Raw genomic sequence first — 22,696 nt, forward strand, 5'->3', positions numbered from 1 at the left:
CTGGCAAGCCAGCGAAGGGTTCATCCGCACGCCCGGCACCACAGACTCCCGAGCACCTGCTCCCGGCGTTGAAAGCGCCCGCGCCGCGGAGGATAGTGCGACCTGAAATGGCGCTCTATCCGCCTGTCACAAGGAGTCGTGAATGATCCGTTGCTCTTCCCTGGCCCCGCTTCTGGGCAGCCTGGCCCTGCTGGCCGGTGCCACATCCGCCGCCGCCCAGTGCCTGCCGCCGCCACGCAATGCCGAAGTCCCGGGCTTTTCCCTGTGCAAGGACTGGCCGGCCTTTGCCGACCAGAGCATCAGCCTGCTGTCCGAGCAGGTTCCGGACCCCAGCGACACCGGCACCGATGACGGCACCTACAACCTGCAACTGGCAGTGCTGGACCGCAGCAGCGGACAGGCCCTGGCCAGCTATGAGCAGCCTGCCGCCTTTGTCTCCGACGCCTTTCGCCTGGAGAGCGTGAAGCTCGATACCGGGCGCTTCCAACTGACGCCTCAGGTTCGAGCGTTCGGGGTCCGGGCCGCGTTCGAGGGTTCCTCCAGGGTCAACCCCTTCAATCAGACCTGGCTCAGCCTCTACGTGCGCGAGGGCAGTACCCTGCGCCCGGTGCTGGAGAAGTTCGTGGCCCATTCCTACAACGGCGAATGGGATGGCCAGTGCGCCGGCGAGGGCACTAAAACCACGCGCACCCTGGATATCGCCAAGACCCGCAGCCACGGTTACGCCGACCTGATCGTGCGTTCGGTCAGCGTCAGTACCCAGAGCAAAAAAGTCGGGGAAGAATGCCAGTCCACCTCCGTGGCCGCCAAACCGGTGGTCAGCACCCTGCACTACGATGGCCAACGCTACGTCCTGCCCAATGGCTTCAGTGGCATCTGATACCGGCGATCGATAAGGAAGCTTGATGAACCTGCTTGAACAATCGACCCGCGGGCTGGTGCTGTGCGCGTTGCTGGGCGTGGCGACGATGGCGCTGGCCGAGTGCGACAACAACCCCAATTCCCCGGGAGAACTCCATGTCTGCAAACCCTGGCCGGCGGAAGACGGCATCAACATCGGGGTTCGAGCAACGCCGGTGCAAGGGGCCGAAAACGCCAAGGTACCTCGCTACAACCTGGATGTGGCGCTGCTGCTCGACGACAGCGGCTGGGCCGTGGCCAGCTACAACAAGGACCTGGCCCGGCGTTCCGATGGCTTGGCCTTGCAGGGGTTGCAGATCGATACCGGGCGTTACCAGTTGAGCGAAGAGGAGCGGGCCTTTGGCCTGCGGGCCACCTACCGCCGCGCCTCAAGCACCCACCCCCATGAGAAAACCGTGCTGACCCTGTTCGTACGTGATGGCAAGGGCCTTCCGCCTAGGCTCGAAGGGCTGGTGGTGGATGAGCGCCGCGCTGAGCTCGGCCGGGGCGGTGAGTGTGTCGGGCGCAGCCGGACCCTGCACCGGACCCTGGAACTGGGCAACGGCCAGCGCAACGGCCATGCCGACCTGCTGGTGCGTACGCGAATCGTCGACACCGAGCATTTCAAGGGGGCGGCCGGTTGCGAGAGCCGCGACCTGGCGCCCAGGGACAGCCGTGTCACCTTGCACTACGACGGCCAGCGCTACCCCTTGGCGAAAACCTTGACGGGAGCGTGAACCATGCACAAGGGGCTCAACCACCTGAGCCTGGCCGTCAGCGATCTGGCCTCGCGATTGCTGGCCTGGCGCGATCATCCTTACCCGGGAATGCGCTTTTACTCCGCCGATTGAGAGACTGTTCCACAGGGGCAGCTGACGAAAGCGGCTGGTGGCAAGGTGCCTTGATCGTGCAGAATCCGCCACATTCCCCCTGTGCCTGGCGTTTTTGTCAGGCGCATCGTCCTGGAGTCTTGCTGATGACCTCATCGCTGTTGCTGGCCGTTATCGCCTCGGGTTTCATTTATGCGATCACCCCCGGGCCCGGAGTGCTGGCGGTGTTCGGCATCGGCGCGGCCCGCGGGCGGCAGGCGGGGGCCGGTTTTCTCTGCGGGCACATGCTGGGCGACGTGGTCTGGTGCAGCACGGCGCTGATCGCCATTGTCGGGGCCCGGGAGATCGGCAGCGATGCGTTCAATATCCTCGGCGTGCTCAGCGGCCTGTACCTGTTCTGGCTCGGCCTGCGGGCCATCCGCAGTAAACCGCGCGATGGCGATGAACCCCAGGGCCCGGCGCGCAACCCGTTCTGGCACGGGATCCTGTTCGGCCTGACCAATCCCAAGGCTTATCCGGTGGCGGTGGCAACCTTCACCGCGCTGCTCTCCAGCCGCGCGGAGCTGTTGACCTGGTCGATGCTGCCGGGGCTGATTGCCCTGAGTTTCCTTGGCGGCCTTGGCGCATACGCTATCCTCATCGGCATCGTCGGCGCGCGTAAGGTACGCAATTGGTACCAGCGCCACGAGCTGGCGATCACCCGGGTCTGCGGGGTGATGTTCATCGGTTTCGCGATCAATGCCCTGCTGCACGCAGTGCCAGGGTTGGTCGGCAACAAGGCGTGACGCGCCGCGCGGGTTGCGACGGTGTGCAGTTGCAGGCTTCGGCCTGCGACCGGGCTCAAGGGATGGGTACTCAGTGCATTTTTCATGGGTAGTAGCTTTCTCTGATGGCAACCAAGAACTCCGCGCCTCTGGCCAGTTTCATCGACCTGCTCCTGGACGCCGTGTGCGCCGTGGATGTCGAGGGTCGCTTCGTGTTCGTCAGCGCCGCCTGTGAGCGGGTCTTCGGCTACACCGCCGACGAGCTGATCGGCCGCCCGATGATCGAGCTGGTGCACCCGGCCGATCGTGAACGTACCTTGCAGGCCGCCCGGGAAATCATGGGCGGGGTGCCCAAGCCGAATTTCGAGAACCGCTACGTGCGCAAGGACGGGCGGGTGGCGCATATTCTCTGGTCGGCGCGCTGGTCGGAAGTGGACCAGTTGCGCATCGCCGTGGCCCGCGACATCACCGAGCGCAAGCAGGCGGAATCCCGGCAGGCGGCGCTGTACGCGATTTCCGAGGCGGCCCATGCCACCGAAGACCTGCTGGTGCTGTTCCGGCATGTGCATCGGATCATCGGCGAATGGCTGCCGGCGCTGAACTGTTCCCTGGCGCTCTACGACGAGCGCAGCGCCAGCCTGAGTTTTCCCTATCACGTCGATGACTGCGAAGGCAGCCCGGAACTGCCGGGCACCTTGATCGAACGCTTCTGCGTCGAGGTGCTGCAATGCGGCCAGCCCTTGCTGCTGGCGCCGGAGTGCCCGGTGAACCGGGTGCTCTGGAGCGAGTTCGCGGCTATCCAGGGTTCGCGCTGCTGGCTGGGCGTACCGCTGAATTCGCAAAAGGGCACCATCGGCGTGCTGATGGTCAAGAGCGCCCCGGGCACCGAAAGCTACAGCGAACAGGACCAGGAACTCTTGCAGTACGTCAGTGCGCAGCTGGCCGCGGCCATCGAACGCAAGCAGCTGCATGCACGCCTGCACTACATGGCCGAATACGATCAATTGACTCACCTGCCCAACCGCGAACTGCTGCGCGAGCGCCTGCGTTCGGCCCTGGCCCGGGCCCGGCGCGAGTCGGGGCGCATGGCCCTGCTGTATGTCGACCTGGACAAGTTCAAGGAGGTCAACGACACCTGCGGGCACGCGGTGGGGGACATGCTGCTGCAAGCGGTGGCCAACCGGCTCAAGGGCTGCGTGCGGGAAACCGACACCGTGGCGCGGATCGGCGGCGACGAGTTCGTGATCCTGCTGGAGAGCGTGCAGCACAGCGAGGATGCCCAGCGGGTAGCGGAGAAGATCCGGCGGACGCTGGGCGAGCCGCTGCGCCTGGACGGCCACTCGTTGAACATCCTGCCGAGCATCGGCATCGGCCTGTATCCCGAGCATGGCCTGGAGGAAAAGCAGCTGTTCAAGCACGCCGACGAAGCCATGTACGCGGTCAAGCGGGCACAGAAAAGCCGCTCCAACGCCTGAGCCGGCAAGCACCGGATGAAGCCCTGGCCCGGCCGTGCCGGGGTTCACCGTTCGTCGTGCAAGCGAGGGTTTTTCTAAACCTTTGCGCCCCCCACCTTTCCCTATGCAGACGGGAGCCATGGCTTCCGGCAGATCAATTTGCAAGCGGAGAGCCACCTCATGAACCCCATGGCCACAGTCATGCGCGGTGCCGGACTGGCACTGCTCCTGGGCCTTGGCGCCACCAGCGCCCTGGCCCAGTCCCCCGCGGATTTCATCGACGACGCCTCGGCCAAGGGCATGGCCGATATCGAAGCCAGCCGCCTGGCCCACCAGCAGACCTCATCCAAGGCGGTCAAGGAATACACCATCCAGGTGATCAACGACCGCACCACCGCCAACCAGCACCTGGCCAAGATCGCCAAGCAGCTGGACTTGCCGGTCGCCCCCCGGGAACAGGTGATGGACCAGGCCAAGCGCCTGATGCCCCGCGTACCTGAGGCCGAGGGCGAGGACTTCGACCGCGCCTACGCCGCCAGCCAGGTCAAGGCCACCGAAGAAGCCATCGAGCAGATCCAGCAGCAGGCGCAGACCAGCGAGGTGCCGGAGCTCAAGGCATTTGCCGAAGAGACCCTGCCCAAGCTGGAAAACCACCTGCAGATGGCCAAGGCCCTGCAGGCCGGGCGCCGGTCCGACCGGCTGGACGGTTGAGCCCCGCCGTTGCCCCATCCTTGCCCTTTAGTTGGAGAGCACCATGTCGACTCAACCCGTATCCAATCAGTACGCGATGCAGGATCCCCTGACCCAGTACCCCCAGCCGGAATTTCCCGACCAGCCGCAAACGGCGCCGGGCATCGACCAGGACATGATTCCCCGTCCCGACCACGGCGAGCACAGCTATCACGGTTTTGGCCGGTTGCTGGGGCGCAAGGCCCTGATCACCGGCGGCGATTCGGGTATCGGCCGCGCGGCGGCCATTGCCTATGCCCGTGAAGGCGCGGACGTTGCCATCAACTACCTGCCCGAGGAGGAGCGTGACGCCCGCCAGGTGATAGAGCTGATCAAGGCCGCCGGGCGCAAGGCCGTTGCGCTTCCCGGCGATATCAGCGACGAACGTTTCTGCCGCGACCTGGTGCGCCGGGCCCATGAGCAACTGGGTGGGCTGGACATCCTGGTCAACGTGGCCGGCAAGCAGGTGGCGCAGGAGGACATCGCCGACATCAGCACCGCTCAGTTCGACGCCACCTTGAAGACCAACGTGTATGCCTTGTTCTGGATCTGTCAGGCGGCCTTGCCGCTGATGCCGGCTGGCGCCACGGTGATCAACACCGCGTCGATCCAGTCCTACCAGCCTTCGGCCAGCCTCCTGGATTACGCCACCACCAAGGCAGCGATCGTGGCTTTCACCAAGGCCCTGGCCAAACAGGTGATCGGGCGGGGGATCCGGGTCAACGCCGTGGCGCCGGGGCCGATCTGGACCGTACTGCAACCCAGTGGTGGCCAGCCTCGGGAAAAGATCCCGCAGTTCGGCCTGCAAACCCCCATGAAGCGTCCGGGGCAGCCGGCCGAATGCGCCCCCCTGTACGTGCTACTGGCGTCACAGGAATCGAGCTACATCACCGGCGAAGTGTTCGGGGTCACCGGCGGCAACCCTCTGCCCTAGGATGATCGGCGCAGGGGCCAGCCTTCGCCGAGCCGATCTCAACACTGATTGAGATCGGTCTTGTCCTGCTGGCTGGAGGTGCTGACGGACAGCTCGGAATCGCCGCCCTGGCCGATCTCGCGGTATTCGCGGCGCATCTGCTCCAGCTGCTTGAGGTCCAGCCCGTCCAGGTTGAGCATGGCGTTGTGGGCCGCCTTGGTGGCCCGCAGCAGCTCGTCGATCTTCAAGTGCAGAATGTCGTTGTCGCGGTTCTGGGTGTTCTGGATCAGGAACACCATGAGGAAGGTGATGATGGTGGTGGAGGTATTGATGATCAACTGCCAGGTGTCGTTGAAGTGAAACACCGGCCCGCTGAGCCCCCAGATCAGAATCAGCAACAGCGCGCCGAGAAAGGTTTTCGGGCTGCCGGCCCACATCGACAGCGTTTGCGAAATCTTCGAGAACTTCATGACCGTGTTCCTTATGGGGGAGGTGTCTGAAGCTGTGACAGCAGGGCTCTGGTGAAAGTGCTTTTTTCCAGTGCCCGCTTACACCTCACAACACTCCTTCGCACAATAAAACAGGATTGTGCTGGAGCTGTCGGGGCGCTGGGCTTAACGTGGCCCGGGCCAGGTGCCCCATGGGGCGCCACGACGCTCAAGGAGGCAGCTTATGTCGGCCAGTACCGGTGCTTCGGTCATCGACCTGTATCACCAGGCGCAAGACTATTTCTTCGTTTCCATCTCCCAGTTCTATCGACGTTTCGGCAGTGGCCTGAGTGCCTATTGCACCGGGGTCGAAGCCAGCAGCCTGAACCTGTTGATGATGAATGTCTGCGCCGTCGACGAGCCGGGGGCGTTGGCCGAAGGCGTGGCGTTCCTGCAGCGCACGGGCATGCCGTTCTGTGTGGTGGTGCCCGAGGCGCTGGTGCCCCGGGTCAGCGGGCAATTGCACCAGCAGCATCTGCTGGCGGCGGACAAGACCACCTGCATGGTGCTCGATCTGACGCGCCATGAGCCCCGGCAAGCGCTTGCGGCGCAGGCCCAGGTGCGCTGTAGCGACCTGCGCCTGGAGGATTGGGCGCAGCCCGTGCAGAGTGCATTCGAGTCCGGCGAGGGGGGGATCGAGCAGTACCTGGCCCGGCATCGGGCGGCGCTGTCGGCGGGCCGGGCCCTGAGCCATTTCACCCTGTATGTCGAGGAGCGCCCGGTGAGTGCCCTGACTCTCTCGCTGCTGCCGGGGCTGGCGCGCCTGGATGACATCGGCACCGTGCAGGATTGCCAGGGCCAGGGCTATGCCACGGCGCTGATTCAAGCGGTGCTGGCGTTCGCCCGGGCCAGGGGCGCCAGGACCTGCGTGCTGGAAGCCTCCCTCGATGGCCTGTCGATCTACCGCAAGGCCGGCTTCGAACCGCTGTTCGACTACCGCACCTTCTGCCAGGAATGAGCCCGCCCTAGCGGGCAGCGTTCTGCCGGAACTGGCGCGGGCTGAGCCCGGTCAGGGCCTTGAACTGGCGGCTGAAGGCGCTGTGGTCGGTGTAGCCGCATTGCAGCGCCACCTCGGTGATGGGTTCTTCGGTGAGCAGCAACTGCGAAGCGTGTTCCAGGCGGACCTTGTGGATCATCTGCCGTGGCGTGAGGTGGAAGATGCGCTTGCAGTAGCGCTCCAGCTGGGCAGTGGACAGGCTGGCGATGCGGGTCAGGTCGTCCAGGCGGATGGCCTCGCTGTAGTGCTCGCGGATATGCCGGTCCACCGCTGCCAGGCGTTCATAGGCCGGATGGGTGTCATGGGCGGCCTGCAGGTCCAGGGAGATCCCGGCCATGCCGATGATCTGCCCGTCACGCCCGTACAGCGGCAGTTTGTGGGTCAGGCACCAGCCGGGCTCGCGGCTGCCATACAGATGCAGTTCCAGCTGGCCCTTGATGGTGATGCCCTGGCGCAGCACGCGCTGGTCCTGCTCGGTGTAGACCGGGCCGAGCACCGCCGGGAAGACTTCGGCGGAGGTCTTGCCCAGCAGGGGCCGCACATTCTTGAAACCGCAGCGCTGGGCCAGGGTCAGGTTCGCCACTCGGTAGCGGGCCTGCAGGTCCTTGATGAAGAACACCGCGCTGGGGATGCAGTCCAGCAGCGGGGTGATCGGCGCCATGTTGGCCAGCAGGCCATTGAGGTCCCGGGGTGCATGGGCGGCGATGGCCCGGGGCAAGTGGTGCAGCTGTGCGCCATCGATCATCGTCTGCCTCTCTCTATGGGGGCTTGGGGGATGGATCTGGGTCGATAAAGCCAAGGGGTTCACGGGCCGCCGGTTGCATTGTCGGCGCCGGGGCGTGCCTGCTGGCTGTCGAGCAGCAGCGTGGCGATCCGCGCCGGCACCAGGGGTGCCCGTGGCGGGGTGGGCGCCCAGCCGAACAGGCGGTGGGCCGCGCTGGCACAGACCCGGCCCTGGCAGGCGCCCATGCCGCAGCGGCTCTGCAGCTTGGCCTGGGCCCAGTCGGGGGCTGCGGCCACGGCGGCGTAGGGCACATCCTCGCACCGGCACAGCAGAGTATCAGCTCGGGCCAGTTGCAGGACCTGCGGCTGCAGCTCGAAATGCCGCAGCAGGCGCTCGGCAAAATGCTGCCAGTGACGGCGCTGCTGGATCAGTTCGGCGGCCCGGTCTGCCTGCCCGCTGGCCACACAGCCGGCGATCCGGCCTTCGATCAGCGCCAGTTCGCTGCCACCGATGCCCGTGCACTCGCCGGCGGCCAGGACCTGGGGCAGGCTGCTGCGCTGTTGCTGATCGACCGCGATGGCGCCCTGTTCCAGGCGGCAGCCCAGGTGGTTGGCCAGGCGCACATTGGGCACCAGGCCGAAGCCGCAGGCCAGGTAGTCGCAGGGGATTTCCAGGGTGCGCCGGCCCTGGCGGATGCGCACGGCCTGCAGGTGCTGCTCGCCCAGCGCCTCGACCACGTGGGCGTTGCAGCGATAGCTCGGGGTGGCCAGGCTCAGGGCCTGGGCCAGCTTGTTCGGCCAGCGCCACAACTGGGCGGCAAAACCCAGCAGCGAGGCCGCCGGGGCCTGTTCCAGCACCCGCACCACCCGGCCGCCGGCGCGGCGCGCGGTGGCGGCGCTGGCCAGCAGCAAGGGACCGCTGCCGGCGATCACCAGGGTCTTTCCTGCCACCGCCAGGCCGTTCTTGAGCAGCGCTTGCAGGCCGCCGGCCCCGGTCACCCCGGGCAGGGTCCAGCCGGGGAAGGGCAGCAGCAGTTCCTGGGCGCCACAGCACAGGATCAGTTGTTCGAATTCCACGTGCCAGGCCTGCCGCGCATCTTCGAGCAACAGGCTGTGGGTGCCCAGGGTCGAGATGATGCGGGTGGCACTGAGGTAGCGCACCGCCGGGTGCTGCAGCACCTTGAAGTGCTCGGCCTGGGCGGCGCTGGGCGGATGCTGGGGGCCGTGGCGCCAGATCTGGCCGCCGGGGCGCGGGTTGTCATCGACGATCAGGATCGAGCTGGCGCTGCGGCTGGCGGCCTGGGCGGCGGCCAGCCCCGCCGGGCCGCTGCCGACGATGAGGATCTGACACTGCAGGTGGCGGGCGGTCATTGGCTGCGCTCCACCTGCATGCCGTTCCGGCACAGGGTCTGGCAGGCCAGCTGGCGGCGGCCATCGATGGTCATCCGGCATTCCTGGCAGATGCCCATGCCGCAGAACACGGTCCGCGGCTGGCCACCGCAGGAGGTGCGGGTGCGCGGGTCGGCGCTGCCGGCCACGGCGGCGGCCACGCTGAGGCCGTCGGCCACCTGCAGGGCCTGCTGGTCCAGGTAGATGATCATGGCAAGTCTCCAGTCAGGGCGGCGAAGCGCCCGGGCAGATAGGGGCGCGGGTCGAGCGCCGGGCATTCGCCCAGCATCAGGTCCACCAGCAGTCGCGCGCTGCCGGGGGCGGTGGTGACTCCCAGGCCTTCATGCCCGACCGCCAGCCACAGGCCCGGTTGCCGCGGGTGTTCGCCGAGGATCGGCAGGCCATCCGGCGTGGCGGCGCGAAAGCCGGTCCAGGCGCGGATGCCGTTGAGCTCGGCGAGCGCCGGCAGGTAGTCCACGGCACGCCGCAGCATGGGCGCCAGTACGCTGGGGTCGATGGCCGGATCGAGGGTGTCGAACTGTCGGGACGAGCCGATCAGCAACTGGCCGGTGGGCCGCGGCTGGACATTGAACGCCACCGAGGTGCCGTGGCTGGCGTGGGCGCTGGCGGCGTAACCCAGCTCCACCAGTTGGTGGCCGACCTGTTGCGGGTAGCGGTCGCTGATCAGCAGATGGCCCTTCTTCGGGCGCAGGGGCAGAGCCGGCAACAGTTCCCGGGCAGCGAAGCCGTTGGCCAGCAGCACCCGTTGTGCCCTCAGCACGCGACCGTCGGCGAGCTCCACCTGGTCCCCGGCGACGCTGCGCACCCGGGCTGCCTGGCGCCTGATCAGCGAAGCGTTGCCGAGCAGCCAGTGGGCAGTGGCCGGGGCGTAGAGGATCGCGTCGCCGGGGATCTTCAGCGCACCGGCCAGGCCTTTGCGCAACATCGGTTCCAGGCTCGCCAGCCGGGTGCTGTCCAGCAGCTCGCCGCTGATGCCGTGGTCGGCCAGGGCCTGCTGCTTGGCCCGCGCCAGGTCCCTCTCGTGGTGGTCGGCGGCCAGCCACAAGGTGCCGCAGTTCCGGTAGGCGCAGGCCTCGGGCAGGCGTTCGCGCAACTGCCGCCAGAGGCCCAGGGAGTAGTGACTCAAGGCCAGTTCCGCCGGGTTGTCGTCCATCACCACCAGATGGCCCATGCCGGCCCCGGTGGCACCGCCCCGACCATCGTCGAGCACCTGCACCCGCAGGCCGCGCCGGGCCAGCTCATGGGCGCAGGCGGCACCGATGATGCCGGCGCCCACCACTATCACTTCGGCCTCGGCCACCGGCGTCACGAGCCGATGCCCCAGGCGAACGGATCGCTGTCGTCCAGCAGCAGAGTGGCTTCGGCGCTGATGTGGGCACTGCCGCGAAGGATCGGAATCAGTTGCTCGCCGGCCTTCTCATAGTGGGCGCTGAACTGGCTGCCGATGACACTGGCCTGGCGCCAGGCCTGGCCCGGGGCGAGCTTGCCGTCCGCCGCCAGGCACGCCAGCTTGGCGCTGGTGCCGGTGCCGCAGGGCGAACGGTCGTAGGCCTTGCCGGGGCAGAGCACGAAGTTGCGGCTGTCGGCTTGCGGGTCGTCGGCGAACAGTTCGATGTGGTCGATGACCCCGCCCTCGGCGCCGGTGATGCCGGCGGCTTCGAGGGCCTGGCGCACGTCCCGGGTGTAGTGGGTCAGGGCTTCGACATTGTCCAGGGCAATGCGCTGGCCGTGGTCGCTGATCAGGAAGAACCAGTTGCCGCCCCAGGCGATGTCGCCGTGCACCTTGCCGTGGCCGGGCAGTTGCAGCATCACCTGGGTGCGGTAGCGGTAGGCGGGGACGTTGCGCACGCTCACCGACAGGTCCTCGTGCAGGGTGGCCTCGACGGTGCCCACCGGGGTTTCGATACGGTGCACGCCCTGGTCGATGCGCCCCAGGTGATACAGCGAGCGCACCAGGCCAATGGTGCCGTGGCCGCACATGCCCAGGTAGCCGCTGTTGTTGAAGAAGATCACTCCGGCACAGGCGTCGCTGGCCTGCGGCTGGCACAGCAGGGCCCCCACCAGCACGTCGCTGCCCCTGGGTTCGAGGACGCAGGCCCGGCGCCACTGGTCGTGCTCGCGCTCCAGGATCTGCAAGCGTTCGGCCATGGAGCCACGGCCCAGGTCGGGAAAGCCGTCGATGACCAGGCGGGTGGGTTCACCCCCGGTGTGGGAGTCGATCACGGTTATTTTTTTCATGAGGGCACCTGAGGGCAAAGAGCTACAGAGTGGCCTTGGCGGGGGCGCTGCCGCTTGTGGGTTTTCGCTGTCGTGGATGACGAAATCGGCACAGTCCGTTCGGCTGTAGAGGCGGTGTGCGAGGAACGCGCCGGTGAGCCGCGAGCGCCGGGCAAGTGTGCCGATTTCGTCTCCTTCGGGGGTGAAAAGTCTCAAGCTGCGACGGGGATAAAAGGCGACTCTGGATTTCGTATCCAACGCCTGTCGGCCCGGCCGACCTCATACAAGGACAAGACCATGAGCCGTAAAGCCATCCAGTGGAGCGGTGTGTTCCCCGCAGTGACCACCCAGTTCAACGCCGATTTTTCCCTGAACCTGCAAGCCACCCACAAGGTCATGCGCAGCCTGGTGGACGATGGCGTCTCGGGGCTGGTGGTGTGCGGCACCGTGGGGGAGAACACCTCGTTGACCACCGCGGAAAAACTCGCGGTGATCGAAGTGGCCAAGGACGCCGCCGGCGGCCGGGTGCCGGTGATTGCCGGGGTGGCCGAATTCACCACCGAGTTTGCCCGCAACACCGTGCGCGAGGCCGCCAGGGCCGGGGCCGACGGGGTGATGGTGATGCCCGCCCTGGTGTACTCGGCCAAGCCCCATGAGACCGCCGCGCATTTTCGCGCAGTGGCCACCGGCACCGACCTGCCGGTGATGGTCTACAACAACCCGCCCATCTACAAGAACGACGTCACCCCCGACGTACTGATCGCCCTGCAGGACTGCGAGAACATCGTCTGCTTCAAGGATTCCTCCGGCGATACCCGGCGCTTCATCGACCTGCGCAATGCCGTCGGCGACCGCTTCGTGCTGTTCGCCGGGCTCGATGACGTGGTGGTGGAAAGCGTTGCGGTGGGCGCCGAGGGCTGGGTCTCCGGGATGTCCGTGGCCTTCCCCAAGGAGGGCGAGACGCTGTTCCGCCTGGCCAAGGAAAAGCGCTTCGAGGAAGCCCTGGCCCTGTACCGCTGGTTCATGCCGCTGCTGCACCTGGATGCCCGTCCGGACCTGGTGCAGTGCATCAAGCTCTGCGAGGAACTGGTAGGGCGTGGTTCGTCCATTACCCGGCCGCCGCGCTTGCCACTGCAAGGCGAGACCCTGGCCGAGGTCAAGGCGATTGTCGCCAAGGCCCTGGCCACGCGCCCGAGCCTGCCCAACGTCGGCTTGTAAGGCGTTCACGGGCGCCCAGGGTGAAGGGCGCCCGCTTCCAAACAACAGCTCCGGGCAGCCACAAGGCACAGCCCGGGTGCAGTGCTGCAAGCGTCGGACGGCCCCGCCGACGTGACATTCCATCTGCCCATTCCAATAATCCAAAACAGGCGCAGCCCCATGTCAGGCAAAGGCAAATTCAAGAAACAACTCTCTCTGGTGGACCTGACCTTTATCGGTCTGGGTGCGATTTTCGGTTCCGGCTGGCTGTTCGCTGCCAGCCACGTTTCGGCGATTGCCGGGCCGGCGGGGATCTTTTCCTGGCTGCTGGGCGGCTTTGCCGTACTGCTGCTGGGCATCGTCTACTGCGAGCTGGGGGCAGCCCTGCCCCGGGCCGGCGGGGTAGTGCGCTATCCGGTGTTTTCCCACGGGCCGCTGCTGGGCTACCTGATGGGGTTCATCACCCTGATCGCCTTTTCCAGCCTGGTGGCGATTGAAGTGGTGGCGGCCCGGCAGTACGCCGCGGCCTGGTTCCCGGCGCTGACCCACGAGGGCTCGAGCAACCCGACGATCATCGGCTGGCTGGTGCAGTTCGCCCTGTTGTGCCTGTTCTTCTGGCTCAACTACTACAGCGTCAAGACCTTCGCCAAATCCAACAACTTCATCAGCCTGTTCAAGTTCATCGTGCCGCTGCTGGTGATCGGGGTGCTGTTCACCTTCTTCAAGCCCGATAACTTCCATGTCCAGGGCTTTGCGCCGTTCGGTCTCTCGGGGATCGAGATGGCGGTCTCGGCGGGGGGCATCATCTTTGCCTACCTGGGGCTGACCCCGATCATTTCCGTGGCCAGCGAAGTGCGCAATCCGCAGCGCACCATTCCCATTGCCCTGATCCTTTCGGTGCTGCTCTCGACCCTGATCTACGGCCTGCTGCAACTGGCGTTCCTGGGCAGTATTCCCACGGAAATGCTGGCTAACGGCTGGAGTGGCATCAGCAAGGAGTTCTCTCTGCCGTACCGCGATATCGCCCTGACGCTCGGGGTCGGCTGGCTCGCCTACCTGGTGGTGGCCGACGCGGTGATCTCCCCCAGCGGCTGCGGCAACATCTACATGAACGCCACGCCGCGGGTGGTCTACGGCTGGGCCCGCACCGGGACCTTTTTCAAGATCTTCACCCGCATCGACGAAGAGTCCGGCATTCCGCGTCCGGCGCTGTGGCTGACCTTCGGCCTGTCGGTGTTCTGGACCTTGCCGTTCCCTTCCTGGGAAGCCCTGATCAATGTGGTCTCGGCAGCCCTGGTACTGAGCTATGCAGTGGCGCCCATCAGTGTCGCGGCCTTGCGCAAGAGCGCGCCGGAGTTGGCGCGGCCGTTCCGCGTGCGTGGTTTTGCCCTGCTGGGGCCGGTGTCCTTCGTGATCGCGGCGCTGATCGTCTACTGGTCGGGCTGGGGCACGGTGTCCTGGCTGCTGGGGCTGCAGATCCTGATGTTCGTGATCTACCTGTTGTGCAAGCGCCTGGTGCCCACCGATCACTTGAGCCTTGGCGAACAGGTGCGTTCGTCCCTGTGGCTGATCGCGTTCTATGCCCTGACCATCGTCATTTCCTACCTGGGCAGCTTCGGCGGCATCGGCGCCCTGGCTCACCCCTTCGACACCCTGACCGTCACCCTCATGGCCCTGTGTATCTACTACTGGGGCGCCAACACCGGCGTGCCCGGCGCCAAGCTGGTGCTGGACGGCGATGAGGTGGAATGAGGGTGCCCACTTTCAAGCAGACGAGGCAAACCATGACTGTTACTGGACAGATGCTGATCGGCCAGCAAGCCAGCTTAGGCACCCACGGGCATATCCATGGGCTGAACGCGGCCACCGGCGAGGTGCTGCAACCGGCTTTTGGCGGGGCCGCACCGGCCGACCTGGAGCGTGCCTGTGCCCTGGCCCAGGCGGCGTTCGAGCCTTATCGGCTGTTGCCGCTGGAGCGGCGGGCGGCGTTTCTGGAGAGTATCGCCAGCCAGATTATTGAGCTGGGGGATGAACTGATCGAGCGTTGCCTGCTGGAAACCGGCCTGCCCCGTGCCCGCCTGGAAGGCGAGCGCGGGCGCACCGTTGGCCAGTTGCGGCTGTTTGCCGCGGTGGTGCGCAAGGGCGGGTTTCTTGGGGTGCGGATCGACCCGGCGCAGCCCGGGCGCCAGCCTTTGCCCAGGGTCGACCTGCGCTTGCGGCAGATTAGTCTGGGGCCGGTGGCGGTGTTCGGTGCGTCGAACTTTCCTTTGGCCTTTTCCGTGGCCGGCGGCGATACCGCATCGGCCCTGGCGGCGGGCTGCCCGGTGATCGTCAAGGCGCACTCGGCCCACCCCGGCACCTCGGAGCTGGTGGCCCAGGCCATCGCCCGGGCGGCACGGCAGCAGGGAATGCCCGAAGGGGTGTTTTCACTGTTGTTCGACAGTGGCCGGGATATCGGCCAGGGGCTGGTGGCGGACTCGCGGATCAAGGCCGTGGGTTTCACCGGCTCGCGCAGTGGCGGGATGGCCCTGATGCAGATCGCCGCAGCGCGCGCCGAGCCGATCCCGGTGTATGCGGAAATGAGTTCGATCAATCCGGTGCTGCTGTTGCCCCATGCCCTTGAGGAGCGCGGCGAGCAGATCGCCCCGGCGTTTGTCGCCTCGCTGACCCAGGGCGCCGGGCAGTTCTGCACCAACCCGGGGTTGATCCTGGCCGTCGATGGGCCGGCGTTGCAGCGTTTTGAGCGGGCCGCCGCCGAGGCCCTCGGCCACGTGGCGGCGCAGACCATGCTCACGCCGGGCATTTACCGCAGCTACTGCCAAGGCGTGGCCAGCCTCGCGGCGCATGCCCGGGTGCAGCTCCTGGCCCAGGGCCCGGAAGGGCAGGGCCAGCAGGCGTGCGGGGCATTGTTCGCCACCTCGGCCGCGGCGTTCATGGCGTGCCCCGAGTTGCGCGGGGAGATCTTTGGCCCGGCCTCGCTGATTGTCCGCTGCGCCGACTTGACTGTCCTTCAACAGGTACTGCGCAGCCTGGAGGGCCAGCTGACCATTGCCATTCACCTGGGCGAGGGCGATCAGCCGCAGGTGCGGGCGCTGCTGCCGCTGCTGGAGAGCAAGGCCGGGCGCCTGCTGGCCAACGGTTTCGGCACCGGTGTCGAAGTGGCCCATGCCATGGTCCATGGCGGGCCGTTCCCGGCCACTTCCGACAGCCGCAGCACTTCCGTGGGCAGCCTGGCGATCCAGCGCTTCCTGCGCCCGGTGTCCTACCAGGACCTGCCCGAGTCGCTGTTGCCGGCTGAACTGCACAGCGCCAATCCATTGCAGGTGCCGCAGCTGCTCGACGGCCAGGGCCCGGGCTGACCCGAGGCGCGCCTGCTCTCCTCGGGAGTGCCGGCGCGCCTGCTCATCCTTCTTGCTTTACCTATCCGCAAACTCTCCCACAGGAGCGTTCCCCACCTGCCATAGAGGTTCCTGCATGTCTGAATACATCACCCTGTCACTGGATGAAGTCTGTGCCCTGTCCTATCAGGTCCTCACTCGCCACGGCCTGTCCGACGCCCATGCCCGGGCGATCGCCGAAGTCATCACCCAGGGCCAGCGTGACGAGTGCCATTCCCATGGGGTGTATCGTCTGCTGGGCTGCGTACGTTCGGTGCGCGAGGGCCGGATAGACCCCCGGGCCGAACCCAGCCTGCGGCATGTTTCTCCCGGGGTGCTGGAGGTGGATGCCCATTACGGCTACTCCCTGCTGGGTTTTCATACCGGTTTGCCGATCCTTGCGGAAAAGGCCCGCAGCCAGGGCATCGCCGCCATGGTGATCAAGCGCTGCTTCCACTTTTCCGCGCTGTGGCCGGAGGTCGAGGCGATTGCCGACTACGGCCTTGTGGGGATGGCGATGAACCCCAGCCATAGCTGGGTGGCCCCGGCGGGCGGGCGTCATCCGGTGTTCGGCACCAACCCCCTGGCCTTTGCCTGGCCGCGCCCGGGGGGCCAGCCTTTTGTCTTTGACTTCGCCACCAGTGCCATTGCCCGGGGGGATATCGAACTGCATGCGCGCCAGGGCAAGCCGATTCCCGAGCACTGGGCCATCGACGCCGATGGCCAGCCCACCACTGATGCGAAGGCGGCGTTGCAGGGCGCCATGCAGACGTTCGGCGGGCACAAGGGTTCGGCCCTGGCGGCGATGATCGAGTTGCTGGCCGGTGCCCTGATCGGCGACCTGACCAGTGCCGAGTCCATGGCCTTCGATGGAGGCGTGGGGGCTACGCCCTGCCATGGGGAACTGGTGCTGGCGTTCGATCCCAGGGTGTTTTTGGGGGAGGGCTATGCGCAGGGGCTGGAACGGGCGGAAGGGTTGTTCGCGGCGATTGCCCGACAGGGCGCACGGCTGCCGTCACAGCGGCGTTTTGCGGCCCGGGCCCGCAGCCTGGAGCACGGAGTGCAGATTCCCCGAGGGCTGCTGGAGGATATTCGCGGGTTGCTCTGAGGCCTGTTCACCGGCAGACGGCTCCTGCGGATGAGTGCAGGAGCCGGCTTTACGGCATCAGAAGCGTACGTTGGCCGCCAGCTCGGCGGAGCGCCCCGGCGCGACGGTGGCGAACATCCCCACGTGGGAGGCGTCGTAGTAAGTCTCGTCGGTGAGGTTGAGCACGTTGAGTTGCAGGTCCAGGTTCTTGTTCACCCGGTAGGCGAGCATGGCGTCGTAGCGCCAGTAGGAATCGAGGCTGCGGGTGTTTTCATCGTTGGTATAGCGCTTGTCCACATAGTTGGCGCCGCCGCCGACCTTCCAGCGGTCGGTGAGGGCGTAGGTGGTCCAGACCGAGCCGCTGTTGGGGGCGATGAACTTGGCCTGGTTGCCATCGAAGTTGGTGTTTTTTCCGGACGCATACTTGACCGTCTTGGCATCCAGGTAGGTGTAGCCCGCCATCACTTCCCACTGCTCGGTGAGATGGCCGGTGGCTCCCACTTCAAACCCCTTCACCTCGACGTCGCCGTCCAGCGTGACCTCGTTGCTGATCGGGTCGTAGGTCCGGGCGTTGGTCTTCTCGGTCTTGAACAGGGCCGCGGTCAGGGACAGGCGTTCGTTCAGCAGGTCCCACTTGGTGCCCAGCTCGATGCTGCGGCTCTTTTCCGGATCCAGGTTGCTCAACCGCCCGCCCGCGGCGCCGTCGGCCCCCCCGGATTGCCCGGCGGTTTCCCCCGATGGGTTGAACGAAGTGCCGTAGGACAGGTAGATGCTGCCGTACGGCAGGGGCTTGAAGACGATGCCGCTCTGGTAGGTCCAGAGGTTGCTGCGGTTGCTCTGCACACCATCTCGCACGTGGTAGTTGTCGAAGCGCGCCCCCAGGTTCAGGTCCCATTGTTCATGCAGGGCCATGGTGTCCATCACGTACAGGGCGCGGTTGTTGTGCTTGGTGACGCGATGCTGGCCATCGCCGCGTGGCACCGGGGTGAAGGGATCCTTGGGGTTAGGGTGGTTCAGGTCACCGAGGTCGGCGCTGCCCGCGCTGCCATAGCGGTTTTTCTCGTCGATCCGTTCCCGGGAGAATTCCAGGCCGGCGCTGTAGTTGTGGCCGATGGAGCCAGTGTCGAACTTGCCGAAAATATCGGTCTGGTTGATCAGCGAGGTATTGATCACGTTACGTGGGCGAGCGGTGCGTTGTGCGAGGTTGTTGCGCTCCTGGGCCGGTGTCGCAATCGGCCGGCTCATGATGTAGTCCTGCATGCTGCGCCCCTGGCGTGTGGTGTTGCGCAGGGTCAGCTGGTCATTGAAGTCGTGCTCCAGTTGCAGGGTGAACAGGTCGGCCGAGGTCTTGCGGAAGTCGCGTTTGCTGAAGCCGTAGAAATTGTCCCGGTCGACCTTGACCGGCTTGCCGCTGATGGCCGATACCGGAACACCCTGGTCGGGAATGTCGTCGCTCTGCATGTGGTAGTAGCTGAGGGTGCCGCGGGTATCGGTGTTCAGGCCGAAGGAAAAGCTCGGCGCCAGGCCCCAGCGGGTGACTTCCACATCGTCGCGCCCGGGGGTATCGGCTTCATGCTTCATGGCGTTCAGGCGCAGCGCCATGTTCTGTTCGGGCAGGTACTGGTTGAGGTCGACGGTGGTGCGGCGCAGTTGATCGGTGCCCAGGGTCAGGCTGCCGGCGGCGAAGGTTTCCTGCTGCGGCACTTTGCTGACCAGGTTGATGGTGCCGCCGGTGGAACCGCGCCCCGCGTAGGCCGAGCCCGGGCCCTTGACGATCTCGATCTGCTCGACGTTGAAGGCTTCGTGGGTCATGCGCCCGACATCGCGAATGCCGTCGATCATGATGTCGGTGCTGGCTTCGAAACCACGGATGAAGGGCCGGTCGCCCAGCGGCGTGCCGCCTTCGCCCGCGCCGAAGGTGATTCCCGGCGTGGTGCGCAGGGCATCGGCCAGGGTCGACACCGCACGCTCCTGCATCAGGGATTCGGTGATGATGGTCACCGACTTCGGGGTTTCGCGCAGCGGTGCGGTGAACTTCACCGAATCCGATGTTTCGCGCTTGTATCCCGGCTTGTGTTCGCCCTTGACGTGGGTGGTGCCGAGGGTGACGGATGCCGTGTCGGATGGGCGTTCGGTGGATTGCTCGGTGGCGCCGAGGCTGGCTTCGCTAAGGGCCATCAAACCGAGGGATGTGGACCACAACTTCCATGGGTGTGGGCGGGCAGGACTGGACATTTCAGATAAAGCCTCCGTTTTATTTGGAAGCGATTCTCATATGCGAATTTATGTCATTCAATCAGAACTATCTGAACAATCATGTCGAAAAGTGTATGCGTCGTTGTATGCGCGATAGCCGGCCCCTCCTCAGGACCGCTACCAAGGGGCCGTGGCCTGTTGCTGAACCGGAGGGTTCTTTTTTTTCCGGCGTTGCGGTTTCATGAGCGCCCCCTTTCAGGAAGCTCACGGATGAACCTGCATTTCGAAACCGCCCGCCTGTTGCTGCGCCCCCGTACCCTTGAGCACTTCCAGGCGTGCCTGGGTATGGATCAGGATCCCGAAGTCACGCGCTTCATCCCCGGGACCTGGGATGGCGGGCAGTGGCACAGGGACTTTTTACAGGGGCGCATGACCCAGGATTTCGGCCCGCGCTGCGGGTATTGGGCGATCTTCGCCAAGGACGCGCCGGATGAGCTGCTGGGCTGGGTTTCCTTCATTCCCTTCGATGCTGTGGGGCCCGAGCTGGAAATGGGCTGGCGCCTGGTGCGGCGGGCCTGGGGGCGGGGTTTTGCCAGCGAGGCCGCGCGGCGGATCGTCGAGCATGCGTTTGCCGACCCGGCGGTGCAGCGCATAGTCGCCGATGCCCATGTCGACAACGAGGCGTCGTTGGCGGTGGCGCGCAAGGTCGGTTTTCGCTTCACCCACAATGCCGATTTCGAAGGCTTGCCCTGCCGCTTCTTTGCAATGACCCGTGAGGATTTTTGCCAGCAACGGTCGGCTGGCTGAGGCGGGGGGGCAAGCGTGGGGCGCCGTTGGCGGCGCCCCGTATGGTCCATGCCTGCCGTCAGAGGTGGCGGCTGACCCACCACAGCACCAGGAAGGCAATGACGGCCACCAGGGCCGCGAACTGGAACAGATTGATCAGCCACTTCAGGCCCAGGGGGAATTTCCTGTAGTCCTTCACGTTCAGGCCGCCGTTGCGCAGGAACAGGTGGGGCATGGCGAACAGTGCGCCGATGCACAGCAGCATGAAGAAACGGCTAAGGGGGTCCTTGCCCAGGAGCGGCATGCGGATGGCAATGACCCGGCAGCGCGACAGGTGCTTGACCATGTCATCAAGCCTGAAATAGCCCAGGTAGACCTGGATCGCCAGGGACACCAGCCCGGCCATGACCACCAGGACCCAACCCGCGGTGTAGATATCTTTTGCGTTACACATATCTCTTCAGTGACCTCCTCAAGGTGGCGACCACGCGCTCAGCGTATTGCTCCTCCAGTGAGCCCTGGCACGCAGGGCAGCCGGCCACCATAGCACTTTGGGAGCCGTGTCGGGCGCAGGTGCTCCGGTACCCAGGGGCCAATGAGCACCGCATCAGGGCTGTTTAGCGCGGTCGTAGCCCTGGTCGGAGGCTGGGAGAGAGGGGGGGCAGGGCGGCCCTAGAGCTTGGCGCAACGCTCCACATCGGCCTGGGTGGTGACCTGGGTGTCGATGCCCAGGCGGTATTTGCAATAGTCGATGATCATCTGGCGCTGTTCATCGGTGAGCTTTTCCACGCGCCGGTAGTCGCCGTCATTGGCGTGGATGTTGAAGAATTCCAGGCGCAGGGTCGGGGATGTCTTGATAAACCAGCGGGTATGGGTTTCAGCCTCTTCAAGCTCGGTGTAGTAACCGAGGTTGAGCACCATCAGCAGGATGAGGGAGAGCAGCAACAGCAGTGTTTTCAAGGCACGGCTCCTTCCGTGGGGGGGCGCCAGGGGCGCGGGCTGCGAATGCTTCAGGTTTTTCCCCGGCTTGGCAAGCGCTCGGGCAGGAGGGGGGACAGCATCGATGGCGGGATTGGCTTCAGGTTCAGCAAGCAGACAGTTGCGCACTGGTAAAAATATCGGCACGCCTGGCAGGAGCCGGGCGGTGACAGGGGGCAAATGGTTTCAAGCGGATTCACGGCAGGTTGCCAAGAGTCTGCCGGGGCGAATGGCCCGGTGCATCCGTTTGCGAACCGCAGAGCGATCGTGGGCTCTGTACGAAAACTACCTGCGCTTCGATCAGACTGCGTTAAAAACAGGCTCGGAATGCTCATTTAGGTTCCTAAACTCCGCTTCCTCGCCTGTTTTTGCCTTGCCTGATCTTTGCTCGGCGAGTTTTCGTACAGACCCTGGGATCGCTCTTTTTTTGCCTGCATCCGGGCGTTTCAGCAACGGCATCAGACCAGGCCCAGGGTCGCGGGCCGGGAACCGGGGAACACCGCCTGTACCTGAGCGCTGGAAAGCCCCCAGGTAGCGCCCAGTAGGCCGCCGAGCAGATCCCGGTAGTTGTTGAGCACCGGGTAGTCGCGGTTCTGCAGCAGGCTTTGCGCGTTCACCGTCACTTGCTCGCCGGCCAGGCGCCCGCCGCGAATGCTGCCGCCCAACACCCAGTACACCGTGCCATGGCCGTGGTCGGTGCCCCGGGCGCCGTTCTCGCGAAAGGTCCGGCCGAATTCGGAGACCACGACCACCAGGCTGTCCTTCCAGTGCTCGCCCATGGCCTCGGCATAGGCCGCCAGCCCTTGCCCGAGGTTGGCCAGGTTGCTGGCCAGCTGGCCCTGGGTGCTGCCCTGGTTGACGTGGGTATCCCAGCCGCCGACATCGACGAAGCCCAGGCGATACTGCTCGCGCATCAGGCCGGCCATGCGCCGGGTCTGGGCGGCGAAGCTCTGTGCATTGGCGGCCCCGCGATTGGCTGCGAGCATCTCTTGCTGCAGCTCCCGGGAGACCTTCTGGCGCAGGGCCAGTCCATCGCTGGCCGCGGCGGCATAGGGCGTGTGCTGGTACATGGCGGCCAGAATCGCTGCCTGGCGCTCATCGAAGGGCGTCTTGCCGGCGCTGCGCAAGGACAGGTTGGGAATCTCCTGGCCGCCCTGGAAGCTCAGGGGCAGGGCGTCGGTAAAGGCGATAGGCGCGCTGTCGGGCACCTGCCGCGCCAAGCGTGCGAGGAACCCCGAGTCGTAGCGCCGGTGCTGCTGGCTCGGCTGGCCGGCCTCGATTGTGTCCTGGGTCTGGAAGTGGCTGCGGGACAGGTCGTCGGTGCCGGCAAAGGGCACGAAGGCGAGTTCCTGGCGCTGCCACAGCGGGTACAGCGAATCGCGCAGCACCGGGTTCAGGCCCCAGTGGCTGTCCAGGGCGATGGCGCTCTGCGGGTTGTGCCCCTCGGGCCGGGCTATCGCGAGGGTCGGGCGCGACTCGTAGTAGAAGTCGCTGCTGTAGGGCACCAGCAGGTTGTTGCAGTCATAGCCGCCGCGCAGGAACACCAGCAGGGTGCGCGGCGTCGAGGCCGGTGCGGCGAACAGCCGGGCACAAAACGTCAGGCTGGGCAGGGCGGCGGCTGCGATCAACAATTGGCGACGATTCATGACG

22 protein-coding genes are annotated in these 22,696 nt (G+C 65.8%); 12 read left to right on the forward strand and 10 right to left on the reverse strand.

Annotated features, from left to right (window positions below; genetic code table 11):
• Positions 1-142: 142 nt before the first annotated feature.
• The 6 genes from AC1RMG_RS10490 (at position 143) to AC1RMG_RS10515 (ending at position 5,611) form a co-directional block, all read left to right on the forward strand.
• The gene (locus AC1RMG_RS10490; RefSeq protein ID WP_053149500.1) at positions 143-880 is read left to right on the forward strand and encodes a PA3715 family protein; all 738 of its coding nucleotides are present in this window, start codon (positions 143-145) and stop codon (positions 878-880) included.
• A gap of 25 nt (positions 881-905) precedes the next feature.
• Positions 906-1,637, forward strand: coding sequence for a PA3715 family protein (locus AC1RMG_RS10495; protein WP_493169161.1), 732 nt, complete (start codon positions 906-908; stop codon positions 1,635-1,637).
• A gap of 239 nt (positions 1,638-1,876) precedes the next feature.
• Positions 1,877-2,515 carry a LysE family translocator gene (locus AC1RMG_RS10500; RefSeq protein WP_011059744.1) on the forward strand — a complete coding sequence of 213 codons (639 nt, stop codon included), beginning with the start codon at positions 1,877-1,879 and terminating at the stop codon, positions 2,513-2,515.
• Between the two features lie 104 nt (positions 2,516-2,619).
• A complete protein-coding gene (locus AC1RMG_RS10505; protein WP_011059745.1) occupies positions 2,620-3,969 on the forward strand; it encodes a sensor domain-containing protein in 1,350 nt (449 codons plus the stop codon).
• A 159-nt stretch (positions 3,970-4,128) separates the two neighbouring features.
• Positions 4,129-4,659, forward strand: coding sequence for a DUF4142 domain-containing protein (locus AC1RMG_RS10510; RefSeq protein ID WP_011059746.1), 531 nt, complete (start codon positions 4,129-4,131; stop codon positions 4,657-4,659).
• 43 nt (positions 4,660-4,702) lie between these two features.
• Positions 4,703-5,611 carry an SDR family oxidoreductase gene (locus AC1RMG_RS10515; protein WP_011059747.1) on the forward strand — a complete coding sequence of 303 codons (909 nt, stop codon included), beginning with the start codon at positions 4,703-4,705 and terminating at the stop codon, positions 5,609-5,611.
• 38 nt (positions 5,612-5,649) lie between these two features.
• On the opposite strand, the gene AC1RMG_RS10520 is transcribed toward AC1RMG_RS10515, so the two are convergent.
• Positions 5,650-6,060, reverse strand: a complete 411-nt coding sequence (locus AC1RMG_RS10520) for a low affinity iron permease family protein (RefSeq protein WP_015634485.1) — start codon at positions 6,058-6,060, stop codon at positions 5,650-5,652.
• A gap of 202 nt (positions 6,061-6,262) precedes the next feature.
• On the opposite strand from AC1RMG_RS10520, the gene AC1RMG_RS10525 reads away from it, so the two are divergent.
• Positions 6,263-7,036, forward strand: a complete 774-nt coding sequence (locus tag AC1RMG_RS10525) for a GNAT family N-acetyltransferase (RefSeq protein ID WP_019096079.1) — start codon at positions 6,263-6,265, stop codon at positions 7,034-7,036.
• A gap of 7 nt (positions 7,037-7,043) precedes the next feature.
• Here the strand turns inward: AC1RMG_RS10525 and AC1RMG_RS10530 are convergent, their stop codons facing one another.
• Genes AC1RMG_RS10530 through AC1RMG_RS10550 form a run of 5 tightly spaced genes read right to left on the reverse strand, consistent with a single transcriptional unit; the run spans position 7,044 to position 11,446 of the window.
• Positions 7,044-7,820 carry an AraC family transcriptional regulator gene (locus tag AC1RMG_RS10530; protein WP_011059750.1) on the reverse strand — a complete coding sequence of 259 codons (777 nt, stop codon included), beginning with the start codon at positions 7,818-7,820 and terminating at the stop codon, positions 7,044-7,046.
• A 59-nt stretch (positions 7,821-7,879) separates the two neighbouring features.
• Positions 7,880-9,169, reverse strand: coding sequence for an NAD(P)/FAD-dependent oxidoreductase (locus AC1RMG_RS10535; RefSeq protein WP_174394854.1), 1,290 nt, complete (start codon positions 9,167-9,169; stop codon positions 7,880-7,882).
• Positions 9,166-9,399 (reverse strand): 2Fe-2S iron-sulfur cluster-binding protein, encoded by a 234-nt coding sequence (locus tag AC1RMG_RS10540; protein ID WP_047284305.1) that lies wholly within the window; start codon positions 9,397-9,399, stop codon positions 9,166-9,168. Before AC1RMG_RS10540 ends, AC1RMG_RS10535 begins: the two co-directional genes overlap by 4 nt.
• Complete coding sequence (locus AC1RMG_RS10545; protein ID WP_053149521.1) at positions 9,396-10,517, reverse strand: NAD(P)/FAD-dependent oxidoreductase; 1,122 nt, start codon at positions 10,515-10,517, stop codon at positions 9,396-9,398. Before AC1RMG_RS10545 ends, AC1RMG_RS10540 begins: the two co-directional genes overlap by 4 nt.
• Complete coding sequence (locus AC1RMG_RS10550) at positions 10,514-11,446, reverse strand: 4-hydroxyproline epimerase (RefSeq protein ID WP_493169164.1); 933 nt, start codon at positions 11,444-11,446, stop codon at positions 10,514-10,516. Before AC1RMG_RS10550 ends, AC1RMG_RS10545 begins: the two co-directional genes overlap by 4 nt.
• 276 nt (positions 11,447-11,722) lie before the next feature.
• Between AC1RMG_RS10550 and AC1RMG_RS10555 the strand changes: the two genes are divergently transcribed.
• From AC1RMG_RS10555 to AC1RMG_RS10570, 4 genes are all read left to right on the forward strand, one after another.
• Positions 11,723-12,643: a dihydrodipicolinate synthase family protein gene (locus AC1RMG_RS10555; protein ID WP_011059755.1), complete on the forward strand. Its 921-nt coding sequence runs from the start codon at positions 11,723-11,725 to the stop codon at positions 12,641-12,643.
• 159 nt (positions 12,644-12,802) lie between these two features.
• Positions 12,803-14,374 (forward strand): APC family permease, encoded by a 1,572-nt coding sequence (locus tag AC1RMG_RS10560; RefSeq protein ID WP_015634493.1) that lies wholly within the window; start codon positions 12,803-12,805, stop codon positions 14,372-14,374.
• A gap of 32 nt (positions 14,375-14,406) precedes the next feature.
• Positions 14,407-15,981, forward strand: coding sequence for an aldehyde dehydrogenase (NADP(+)) (locus AC1RMG_RS10565; protein WP_493169167.1), 1,575 nt, complete (start codon positions 14,407-14,409; stop codon positions 15,979-15,981).
• Between the two features lie 115 nt (positions 15,982-16,096).
• Positions 16,097-17,107: an Ldh family oxidoreductase gene (locus tag AC1RMG_RS10570; RefSeq protein ID WP_065364411.1), complete on the forward strand. Its 1,011-nt coding sequence runs from the start codon at positions 16,097-16,099 to the stop codon at positions 17,105-17,107.
• 57 nt (positions 17,108-17,164) lie between these two features.
• On the opposite strand, the gene AC1RMG_RS10575 is transcribed toward AC1RMG_RS10570, so the two are convergent.
• Positions 17,165-19,321 (reverse strand): TonB-dependent receptor, encoded by a 2,157-nt coding sequence (locus tag AC1RMG_RS10575; RefSeq protein WP_493169169.1) that lies wholly within the window; start codon positions 19,319-19,321, stop codon positions 17,165-17,167.
• Positions 19,322-19,552: 231 nt separating this feature from the next.
• Between AC1RMG_RS10575 and AC1RMG_RS10580 the strand changes: the two genes are divergently transcribed.
• Entirely contained in the window at positions 19,553-20,089 is a 537-nt protein-coding gene (locus tag AC1RMG_RS10580) for a GNAT family N-acetyltransferase (RefSeq protein WP_015634497.1), read from the forward strand.
• Between the two features lie 58 nt (positions 20,090-20,147).
• Here AC1RMG_RS10580 and AC1RMG_RS10585 read toward each other — a convergent pair whose 3' ends face one another.
• The 3 genes from AC1RMG_RS10585 to AC1RMG_RS10595 all read right to left on the reverse strand — a co-directional run bounded on the left by AC1RMG_RS10585 (position 20,148) and on the right by AC1RMG_RS10595 (position 22,692).
• Positions 20,148-20,522: a hypothetical protein gene (locus tag AC1RMG_RS10585; protein WP_015634498.1), complete on the reverse strand. Its 375-nt coding sequence runs from the start codon at positions 20,520-20,522 to the stop codon at positions 20,148-20,150.
• Between the two features lie 218 nt (positions 20,523-20,740).
• Positions 20,741-21,028 carry a hypothetical protein gene (locus tag AC1RMG_RS10590; protein ID WP_015634499.1) on the reverse strand — a complete coding sequence of 96 codons (288 nt, stop codon included), beginning with the start codon at positions 21,026-21,028 and terminating at the stop codon, positions 20,741-20,743.
• Positions 21,029-21,504: 476 nt separating this feature from the next.
• The gene (locus AC1RMG_RS10595) at positions 21,505-22,692 is read right to left on the reverse strand and encodes a DUF1501 domain-containing protein (protein ID WP_493169171.1); all 1,188 of its coding nucleotides are present in this window, start codon (positions 22,690-22,692) and stop codon (positions 21,505-21,507) included.
• Positions 22,693-22,696 lie beyond the last annotated feature (4 nt).

The sequence above is a fragment of the Pseudomonas sp. GW822-FHT04H02 genome, from assembly GCF_058800645.1.

What these genes read in the sequence shown, in the direction of transcription:
- AC1RMG_RS10490 (WP_053149500.1), top strand. Translation starts at nt 143, where the DNA reads ATGATCCGTTGCTCTTCCCTGGCCCCGCTTCTGGGCAGCCTGGCCCTG.
- AC1RMG_RS10495 (WP_493169161.1), top strand. Translation starts at nt 906, where the DNA reads ATGAACCTGCTTGAACAATCGACCCGCGGGCTGGTGCTGTGCGCGTTG.
- AC1RMG_RS10500 (WP_011059744.1), top strand. Translation starts at nt 1,877, where the DNA reads ATGACCTCATCGCTGTTGCTGGCCGTTATCGCCTCGGGTTTCATTTAT.
- AC1RMG_RS10505 (WP_011059745.1), top strand. Translation starts at nt 2,620, where the DNA reads ATGGCAACCAAGAACTCCGCGCCTCTGGCCAGTTTCATCGACCTGCTC.
- AC1RMG_RS10510 (WP_011059746.1), top strand. Translation starts at nt 4,129, where the DNA reads ATGAACCCCATGGCCACAGTCATGCGCGGTGCCGGACTGGCACTGCTC.
- AC1RMG_RS10515 (WP_011059747.1), top strand. Translation starts at nt 4,703, where the DNA reads ATGTCGACTCAACCCGTATCCAATCAGTACGCGATGCAGGATCCCCTG.
- AC1RMG_RS10520 (WP_015634485.1), bottom strand. Translation starts at nt 6,060, where the DNA reads ATGAAGTTCTCGAAGATTTCGCAAACGCTGTCGATGTGGGCCGGCAGC.
- AC1RMG_RS10525 (WP_019096079.1), top strand. Translation starts at nt 6,263, where the DNA reads ATGTCGGCCAGTACCGGTGCTTCGGTCATCGACCTGTATCACCAGGCG.
- AC1RMG_RS10530 (WP_011059750.1), bottom strand. Translation starts at nt 7,820, where the DNA reads ATGATCGATGGCGCACAGCTGCACCACTTGCCCCGGGCCATCGCCGCC.
- AC1RMG_RS10535 (WP_174394854.1), bottom strand. Translation starts at nt 9,169, where the DNA reads ATGACCGCCCGCCACCTGCAGTGTCAGATCCTCATCGTCGGCAGCGGC.
- AC1RMG_RS10540 (WP_047284305.1), bottom strand. Translation starts at nt 9,399, where the DNA reads ATGATCATCTACCTGGACCAGCAGGCCCTGCAGGTGGCCGACGGCCTC.
- AC1RMG_RS10550 (WP_493169164.1), bottom strand. Translation starts at nt 11,446, where the DNA reads ATGAAAAAAATAACCGTGATCGACTCCCACACCGGGGGTGAACCCACC.
- AC1RMG_RS10555 (WP_011059755.1), top strand. Translation starts at nt 11,723, where the DNA reads ATGAGCCGTAAAGCCATCCAGTGGAGCGGTGTGTTCCCCGCAGTGACC.
- AC1RMG_RS10560 (WP_015634493.1), top strand. Translation starts at nt 12,803, where the DNA reads ATGTCAGGCAAAGGCAAATTCAAGAAACAACTCTCTCTGGTGGACCTG.
- AC1RMG_RS10565 (WP_493169167.1), top strand. Translation starts at nt 14,407, where the DNA reads ATGACTGTTACTGGACAGATGCTGATCGGCCAGCAAGCCAGCTTAGGC.
- AC1RMG_RS10570 (WP_065364411.1), top strand. Translation starts at nt 16,097, where the DNA reads ATGTCTGAATACATCACCCTGTCACTGGATGAAGTCTGTGCCCTGTCC.
- AC1RMG_RS10575 (WP_493169169.1), bottom strand. Translation starts at nt 19,321, where the DNA reads ATGTCCAGTCCTGCCCGCCCACACCCATGGAAGTTGTGGTCCACATCC.
- AC1RMG_RS10580 (WP_015634497.1), top strand. Translation starts at nt 19,553, where the DNA reads ATGAACCTGCATTTCGAAACCGCCCGCCTGTTGCTGCGCCCCCGTACC.
- AC1RMG_RS10585 (WP_015634498.1), bottom strand. Translation starts at nt 20,522, where the DNA reads ATGTGTAACGCAAAAGATATCTACACCGCGGGTTGGGTCCTGGTGGTC.
- AC1RMG_RS10595 (WP_493169171.1), bottom strand. Translation starts at nt 22,692, where the DNA reads ATGAATCGTCGCCAATTGTTGATCGCAGCCGCCGCCCTGCCCAGCCTG.